An 821-nucleotide genomic window follows, 5' to 3' on the forward strand; every position below is an offset into this window, starting at 1 on the left:
TGTTCATCGTCTGTCACGGGCGCTGTCTTGACCGGGGAGCGGTCTTGACGGGGTTCGGTTCCGCTCCTTCCAGGCTTCTCACGGGGTCACGCCGGGATGTGGGATGCAGGCGTGGGGACTTTGGGGAGCTTGCTAGGCTGGAAGTGCCGGGCCACCCCCTGTCATCGGGTGGCCTCCGTCGCGCCACACCACGATAGGGCGGGGCAGCGATAGCGAATTGGGTCGCATCTCGCGACCGGAGACCGCCCGCACAGCGGATCGCCTCAGTGGAAGACGGGGCGTGCTCGCGGCGTGAGCAATACGAAATGGACCAGAAGTGAACAGTGACAACGGGCGTGACGGCGCAGGCCGCCGCGAAGAGGGCGAGAACCGCGAATCAGGCGGTCGGGGAGACTATCGGGGAAGCGGCGGCAGGGGCCGGCCGGGGGACGGCCCTCGCTATGGCGAGCGTCGTGAGGGACGTTCCGGGGGTTCGTACGGCTCCCGTGACCGAGGGGACCGGCCGTTCAGCCGAGACGGCGGCCAGCGTTCCTATGGCGACCGTGACAGGCCGCGTGGCTCGTACGGTTCGCGTGACCGTGACGACCGGGGCGGCGAGCGCCGCTCCTACGGCGACCGCGACCAGGATCGCAGCCGCTACGGCTCCCGGAGTCAGGGCGATCGCCCGTCGTTCGACCGTAACCGTGACGACCGTGGGGAGCGTCGTCCCTTCAACCGTGACGATCGTCCGGGCGGCGGGTTCCGCGGCCGTGACGACCGTGGCGGCGAGCGCCGCTCCTACGGCGATCGCGACCAGGGTCGCAGCCGCTACGGCTCCCGTG

Annotated in this window: 1 protein-coding gene; it reads right to left on the minus strand. The window is 70.0% G+C overall.

What is annotated here, in order from left to right; genetic code table 11:
• Positions 1-376: 376 nt before the first annotated feature.
• Positions 377-821: hypothetical protein (locus tag Plo01_RS39815; RefSeq protein ID WP_203895993.1), on the minus strand; the 445-nt coding region annotated here is incomplete at its 5' end.

The organism is Planobispora longispora, assembly GCF_016863135.1.
Taxonomy (GTDB): Bacteria; Actinomycetota; Actinomycetes; order Streptosporangiales; family Streptosporangiaceae; genus Planobispora; species Planobispora longispora.